At 45.8% G+C, this 7,711-nt stretch carries 5 protein-coding genes; 3 read left to right on the forward strand and 2 right to left on the reverse strand.

The window, feature by feature from the left end:
• Positions 1 to 198: 198 nt before the first annotated feature.
• Positions 199 to 333, forward strand: coding sequence for a hypothetical protein (locus F6J94_RS26265; protein WP_293045591.1), 135 nt, complete (start codon positions 199 to 201; stop codon positions 331 to 333).
• Positions 334 to 351: 18 nt separating this feature from the next.
• Here F6J94_RS26265 and F6J94_RS26270 read toward each other — a convergent pair whose 3' ends face one another.
• Positions 352 to 3,594 carry an efflux RND transporter permease subunit gene (locus F6J94_RS26270; protein ID WP_293045592.1) on the reverse strand — a complete coding sequence of 1,081 codons (3,243 nt, stop codon included), beginning with the start codon at positions 3,592 to 3,594 and terminating at the stop codon, positions 352 to 354.
• A gap of 5 nt (positions 3,595 to 3,599) precedes the next feature.
• Between F6J94_RS26270 and F6J94_RS26275 the strand changes: the two genes are divergently transcribed.
• Positions 3,600 to 3,851 (forward strand): hypothetical protein, encoded by a 252-nt coding sequence (locus tag F6J94_RS26275; RefSeq protein WP_293045594.1) that lies wholly within the window; start codon positions 3,600 to 3,602, stop codon positions 3,849 to 3,851.
• A gap of 166 nt (positions 3,852 to 4,017) precedes the next feature.
• Here the strand turns inward: F6J94_RS26275 and F6J94_RS26280 are convergent, their stop codons facing one another.
• Positions 4,018 to 5,547 carry an efflux RND transporter periplasmic adaptor subunit gene (locus F6J94_RS26280; protein ID WP_293045596.1) on the reverse strand — a complete coding sequence of 510 codons (1,530 nt, stop codon included), beginning with the start codon at positions 5,545 to 5,547 and terminating at the stop codon, positions 4,018 to 4,020.
• A 192-nt stretch (positions 5,548 to 5,739) separates the two neighbouring features.
• Between F6J94_RS26280 and F6J94_RS26285 the strand changes: the two genes are divergently transcribed.
• On the forward strand, positions 5,740 to 7,407 hold the full coding sequence (locus F6J94_RS26285; protein ID WP_293045597.1) for an ABC transporter ATP-binding protein: 1,668 nt from the start codon (positions 5,740 to 5,742) through the stop codon (positions 7,405 to 7,407).
• Positions 7,408 to 7,711: the final 304 nt, after the last annotated feature.

Below are 7,711 nucleotides of genomic sequence, written 5' to 3' on the forward strand. Positions count from 1 at the left end.
AGATCTTGAACAGGCAAGATGCCTATTCCACTAGATCTTGAACAGGCAAGATGCCTATTCCACTAGATCTTGAACAGGCAAGATGCCTATTCCACTAGATCTTGAACAGGCAAGATGCCTATTCCACAAAACTATTAAAATTATTCCATTATTAAGCAACTGCCTCCCCAAGACCGCGCTTTCCATCAAGACAGTCAGATGCACCCCAACCAAACAACCTTGGCCTTTGGCCACGCTACGCGAACAACCTTCAACCACACAACTTTCAACATTCAACCTTCAACATTAAACCTTCAACCTTGGCCTTTGGCCACGCTACGCGAACAACCTTGATATTCCCGAGTAACCGGATTAATCCACTCTAACCATTTCACGGGATTCTTCCTTCTGATTTACCTCAGAAGGTTTCGGCTTCTGACCCCTAAAGTCTCCTAATAATCCCATCAATGCTGGAACTACTGTAGGTGTTAGTAACGTAGACAAAGCTAATCCCCCAGTTAAGGTAATCCCTAATCCTTGATATAATTCAGCTCCTTTCCCTGGTATTGCTGCTAACGGTAACATTCCTAGTACTGTAGTTCCAGCAGACATGAATATTGGTCGTAAGCGATCGCATACAGCTCTATACAAGGATGTATCGTAATCTATCCCTTCTCGCTGTAATTGCAAAGCTCGGTCTACCAAAAGGATGGCATTATTCACCACAACTCCAGTCAGAATCACAAATCCCAACCCGGTAATCATATCCAGCGGTACCACTACACCAGGAATTCTGTTCACTATCACCAAACTCAACAAGGCTCCGGTTAATCCTATCGGTACGGTTGCCATAATTACTATCGGATAGAGAAAAGAACGGTAGAGTGCTACTAGCAGCAGATAGGTAATCAGTAAAGACAGAAGAAAGATTGACCCCAACTGAACTAATGTTTCTGATAGCAAATCTGCTGAACCAGCTAACTCGACACGATAGCCAGCAGGTAGGGTTTTCCGGAAGGGTTTGAGAATTTGCTGCTCTGTCTGTTGAACTAGTTTTCCTAAGGGAGCTGAGCGCTCGACACTAACGGTTAGGGTAATAGAACGCTGTAAATCTACTCGGTTAATGGTATCGGGTCCAGTGGTATCTACTACTTCAGCGACATCAGCCAATTGTACTTGCTGACCATTGGGAGTATAGATCACTAACTGACGCAACTGCTCTGGGGTTTTGACAACGGTATGTTGTAATTCAACGGTCACATCCAGTTCCCGTTTACCATCCACGAATTCTGAGGCTCTAATCCCACCGAGAGCAGCTTCAACCATTCTCCCTAACTCAGCTTCTGACAAGCCCACTTCTGCCAGTCGCACCCGATTGGGAATGACTTGTAATTCTGGCGCACCAGTAACAAAACTCGAACGAGCATTGCGCACACCGTCCAGTTGGCGCAATTGCTTAGTAATATCCTGACCCCACTGGTTTAATTGATCCAGGTCTTGTCCTACCACACGCACGGTATAGGACTTGCCTGGATTACGAAAAATGGGAATGCGCCTGGCAACCACAAAGCGATAACCAGGGAAATTAGACTTTACCTTTCCCATCCGATTCACCATGTCATCGAGATTCCTAGCGGTAGCTAACTCTGGCTTGAGACGGACTAAAATCGCGTTGCGTCCGGAGCGTGCTAATACCAAGGTTCGGTCAATTTCCGGCTGCTGTGCCAAGAACTTTCTGGCCGGTTGGGATAGCCGTAGGAATTCTGGAATACTGGTGCCTGGAAAGGGTTCCGTTAACCACATAATTAAATTACGGTTCCCTTCTGGTAGGTAATCCATGGGGGGGAGTAACCGAATACTGACAAAGAGCAATACTACAGGAATCAACAACACAGCCAAACGCCTTCCGATCCGTTTGCCACCAACAGACCAACGCACGGTTTTTAATAACAATCTCTCTAGCTTGCCTTGCCATACTCTAAATACTGCTGAAGTTTTAGCTACAGCTAGCACCAGGACATTTTGGATTTTTGCTCCTCTATTTCGCTGCTTTGGGCGCAATGGTTTTGGGTCTAAACCTTGGCTGCCTAAATCCCCCATCCCCTGCAAAATCTGTTGCGCCTCCGCTTGATTAAGAAACAGTCCCGATAGCATAGGCACTAGGGTCAGAGCTGCAAACAGCGAAAACAATACCGATGTCGATAGAGCAATACCAATATCAAAGAAGAGCTGTCCTGCCTCCCCTGTGACTAAAACAATGGGAGCAAATACTGCTACGGTAGTCAGAGTAGAGGCTAGCATAGCTGACCACACTTCTTGAGTGCCGTCAATAGCAGCTCGGATCGGATTTTTTCCCCGTTGCATGTGGGTGAAGATATTTTCTAGCACCACAATGGCATTATCCACCACCATTCCGACAGCAAAGGCTAATCCTGCCAGACTGATCACATTCAGAGAGCGACCTAGCAAGGCTAAGACAATAAAGACGGTAATAATAGTAGTCGGAATAGTTAGGGCAATTACTGCTACGGTGCGCAATGACCCGAGAAACAGCAGCAACACTAGGGATGCTAGTATCGCACCCATGATCAAATTTTGCTGCACTAAGGCAATAGATTGGTTAATATAGCCATTCTCGTCGTAGTTAATTAAAAACTCGACACCTTCTCCTTGCTGTTCCAGTTGGGCTTCCATTTCCTTGAGTACTGCTCTGACCCCCTTAGATATTTCTGGGACATTGCTACCAATTCGTCTTTCGATACCAATGCCAGCAGTTGGTTGGTCATTTGCTACAAGAACCGTACTTTCTAGCTTGCGACCAATGCGGACATCAGCTACATCCCCCAAATAGACAGTTCCTGATTGGTCTCGGCGCAACACAAACCCTTCCAACTCCTTCACATCCTCAGAGCGACTGACGGTGCGGACTCGGTATTCCCGTCTTCCCACTACCATCGGTCCACCCCGAATATTGCGGTTATTAGTGCGCAAAGTATTCACTACATTAGACAGGGTTAGATTGCGGTCAGCTAAGGCTTTCGGATCTACAATCACCTCCACTTCCCGTTCCCGTCCCCCAGGAGTAATAATCTGACCCACTCCTTCCACTTGCCGTAACTTGGGTACGATGGCATCTTGAATCAAGTCACGGTAATGGTCTGGGTCAGAATCATAGCCTTCTTTGGGCATTAGGACAATCCACATCATGGGACGGCTAACACCACTGACCACTTCAGCAGAGGGGTCTCCCGCTTCTGGGGGTAGAGAGGACACTCGCTGTAATTTGCTCAAGACATCTACTAAGCGAGCATCAATATCTGTTCCCCAATTGAATTCGAGAGAAATCCGACTGCGTCCAGGGCGAGAGCTACTGGTAATTTCTTTAACTCCTGTGACTTCTTCGACGGCTTCTTCGATGGGTCTAGTAATCAGGTCTTCTACTTCCGTCGGTCCTGCCCCAGCGTAGGAGGTGCTAATGGTAATTTCTGGGGTATCACCTCCTGGTCGAAGTTCTAGGGGAAGCTGGAATAGGGCTAAGATGCCACATAGGGCTAGGAGGCAGAACAGAACAAATGTGCCATGTCGCCACCGGACAGCTGTTTCGATAAGTTTCATCAAATTTGGCCGAAGTTGGCAACTTAGGAACTAGGGAATCGGGAATCGGGAATCGGGAATTGGGAATCAGGAATCGGGAATCGGGAATCGGGAATCGGGAATCGGGAATCGGGAATCGGGAATCGGGAATCGGGAATCGGGAATCGGGAATCGGAAATCGGGAATCGGGAATCGGAAATCGGGAATCGGGAATCGGGAATCGGGAATCGGGAATCGGGAATCGGGAATCGGAAATCGGGAAGGATTCTAGAGACTAATACAGCACGGCGGAAATCAATATACTTTTCAAAAAGAGCAAAACTCTTATATACTAAACCTTGAATAAGTAAACATGTAATAATTTTGAATTTTGAATTTTGAATTTTGAATTCCGCACTGTGCTACAAGTTTTTTGAGGTTTGCAAGAGGTCCGATAATTAGGAATTAATGATTAGTAATGTTAACTGGTGAACCATCTTTTAACCCTTCACCCCCTGACACAACTAGGGGTTGATTGGCTTGTAATTGTTGATTAGTGATCAGGACTTTTTCCCCCATGTCCGCTAGTATTTCTACGGTAAACTGTTGTGCTTTGTCTTGGGAAATGGTATATATTAGGGATTGGTTTTTTCGTTTAATGATGGCATCACGGGGGATAATAAAACTGGGATCTACATCAATGGGTAAGTCTAAGGTGGCTTGAATTCCCATTCCAACTAATAAGTCTTTTGGGGGATTGTTGAGATTTACCCTTACTAGTTGTCGCCGTGAGTTGGCATTGGCTGTAGGCACAACGCTGGTAATCTGTGCTCGTTGCTGCCAGTTAGGTAAACTTCGCGGTGCAGTTAATTCCACATACATCCCTGGTTTGACCTGATTAGTAAACTGTTCTGGCACTTCTAGAAAGATATCGAATTGAGCATTATTGACCAAGGTAATGATGGCATCGCCACCTTCCACATAGTTCCCCCTGTCAACCTGGCGGGATTGCACAACTCCGGCTGTAGGCGCTTTAATCGTGGCTCGTTCTGATGCTAGTTGAGCTTGCTCAACCGCTGCCTGAGCTGCTGCTACTACCCCTTTCTGGGCATCAATTTCTTCCTGGGTTGGTCCGACTTGGGCTTCCGCTAACAGAGCTGCTATGCGCAACCGCTCACTGATGGTGGCATCAAGGGTACTTTTGGCTTCAGCAATCTCTTGCTGGGTTTTAGTTTGTTCTGCACTTAGGGCAGCTTGAGCCCGTAAGCGCTCACTGGTAGCTGCATCAGCCGATTTTTCGGCTTCTACTTTTGCTCGTTGAGAGAGAGCTCCTTCGAGAGTTAAGGCTTCAATGCGTTTGAGGTTGTCCTTTGCTTCTTGTTCCCGAGCTTTAGCGGCATCCAGTTCTGCTTGCCGTTGGGCAATTAAATTGGGTTGGACGGCTATCATACCATCAAGGTTGTCCTTTGCTTCTTGTTCCCGAGCTTTAGCGGCATCCAGTTCTGCTTGCCGTTGGGCAAGAATTTCTGGACGGGTTCCTACTTGTAATCGAGCGAGATTACTTTTTTCCTGAGCAAGCCTTGCCTTAGCTTGGGCTAGGGCTAACTGTTGGTCAGCACCATCAAGAATAGCAATGGTCATTCCCGGGGTAACGCGATCGCCTTCTCGGACTTTGAGTTGTTGTATCACACCATCCACCTGAGATTTAATCGTGATTTTTTCACTTGCCTCTACTTCACCCAGTAACTGGATCCGTTTCACTCCTTTACCTAAGGTTAGGGGAATAGTTTCTACAGGTCGCGGTGGTATCTGTTTAGTTTTCGTCGGGGCTACAGGGGGTTCTGGTATTGTCGAGATTTGCAACAACGCTAGACCTCCTACTAAAAAGAGGACTGTGAGTAGCCATGCAGAGGATTTGCCTTTGGTTTCTTCCTGGTTTTGGGAATTTGACTCTGGCTGATAGTGATTAGACACTTGGGGATTTACAGGTTCCATGGTGATGCCCTGACAAAAAGATGTCAAAAAGATGTTTATAGGATAACTTTGGTCAATCCTACTGCTGGCCTGATTAAGTCGATCAGAGCAGTTGACTTAGATAGGAATTACTCTAGATTTACAAATTTTAATAAAAATTTAATGGTTATGGCATCAAAGTTCTTATATCCTTAGGAGAGAAAAATTCAATCAATGAGTGCACCGCTACTTTGTGTCGAAAACTTGCAGGTGGCCTATCCTAGCAGCCAATCCCTTGAAAAACCCACCTGGGCAGTAGATGATGTTTCCTTCATGCTAGATTCAGGGGAGCGACTGGGATTAGTCGGTGAGTCAGGCTGCGGTAAGTCTACTTTGGGACGAGCAATCATGCAGTTGTTACCGCAACGGTCCCAAGTAAAAGGAAAGGTAAGGTTTGCCGGAAAGTCGGTTTTTGACTTAACCCCTACACAGCTGCGCCAGTTTCGTGGAGAAGCAGTAGCGCTAGTATTTCAAGACCCGATGACTCGCCTTGACCCTTTAATGACTATAGGGGAACACTGCCTAGAAACCCTCAAAGCTCACCAACCCCAACTATCACGACGTGAGAGTAGAGCAAAAGTATTAGAAGCTCTAGATGCGGTGAAAATCCCCGCTAATCGCTTCTCTCAATATCCCCATGAATTTAGTGGGGGGATGCGGCAACGGGTTGCGATCGCATTAGCGTTGTTGCTCAATCCCAAGCTAATTGTAGCAGATGAACCCACCACCAGCTTGGATGTTACGGTAGAGGCACAGATATTAGAAGAATTAACAATGGCTTGTCGAGAACGGGACATGGCACTGTTACTGATTTCTCACGATTTGGCCATGATTGGGGAATATTGCGATCGCATTGCGGTCATGTATGGTGGCAAAATGGTGGAAACTGGGCCAGTGGCACAGATTCTGTGGCAACCTAACCATGACTATACGCGATCGCTCTTAGAAGCAGCTCTACATCTTCAGGCAGTTAAAGACCACAATAACAGTCATGACCCTGAGGGAAATTCCAGCTCTGCCATTCCTACCCCTTTGCTACGGGTTACCAATCTCAAGCAATATTATACCTTAGAAAGCAATTTTATTCAGCAACTGGTATCTCAAGAACAAAACGTTATCAAAGCTGTGGATAACGTCAGTTTTGATTTATATCCTGGTGAAATTTTAGGACTAGTAGGAGAATCTGGTTGTGGCAAAAGTACTTTATCTCGCACTATCTTACAATTAGTTCGTCCTACGGCTGGAACCGTTGAGTTTCAAGGCACAAATTTAGCTACACTCAATCGACATTCTCTACAAGAGATTCGTCGTCAAATCCAAATGGTATTTCAGGACCCCCATGCTTGTCTTAATCCTTTAATGACTGTGGGAGAAAGTATTGCCGATCCGTTATTTATTCATAAATTAGCGGCTAATCCAACAGCAGCCAAAAATCATGTCAAGGAAATGCTAGAACGAGTAGGATTAACGCCTGTAGAGGATTACTACAATCGATATCCCGCTGACCTTTCTGGAGGACAACAACAACGGGTTGCTATTGCTCGGGCATTGATTACTCATCCTAGTTTGGTGATTTGTGATGAACCAGTGAGTATGCTGGATGCTAGTGTCCAAACTCAAGTATTAGAATTAATGTTGGAGTTGAAAGAAGCCTTTAATCTTACCTATTTGTTTATTACTCATGACCTCTGGGTAGCACGGTTTTTCTGTGATGGAATCGCCGTGATGAATAAAGGTCAGATTGTTGAAAAGAAACCAACTCATGACCTGTTTACTAATCCTGAGCATCCTTACACTAGAACTTTGCTAGAGGCAGCTCCATTGTTAGACAAACAAAGGTAATTTCTGAGCATTCAGCTGTCAGCTATCAGCTATCAGCTTTTAGCTATCAGCTTTTAGTTATCAGTTTTTAGTTATCAGTTATCAGCTATCAGTTATCAGCTATCAGTTATTAGCTTATGCCCTACGCGAACAGCTTATGCGCTACGCCCACGCTACGCGAACAGTTATCAGCTGATAGCTGACCGATGCTTCACAGGCTGGAAGCCTGTTCCACAAAGCTGACCGCTGACCGCTGACGGCTGATAGCTTACTAAAGGATTTCAATAGTTTGAGCAGTCATAGCAGACTTACTGGAACCAGAACT

The sequence above is a fragment of the Moorena sp. SIO1F2 genome (assembly GCF_010672755.1).
In the GTDB taxonomy this organism is placed as follows: domain Bacteria; phylum Cyanobacteriota; class Cyanobacteriia; order Cyanobacteriales; family Coleofasciculaceae; genus Moorena.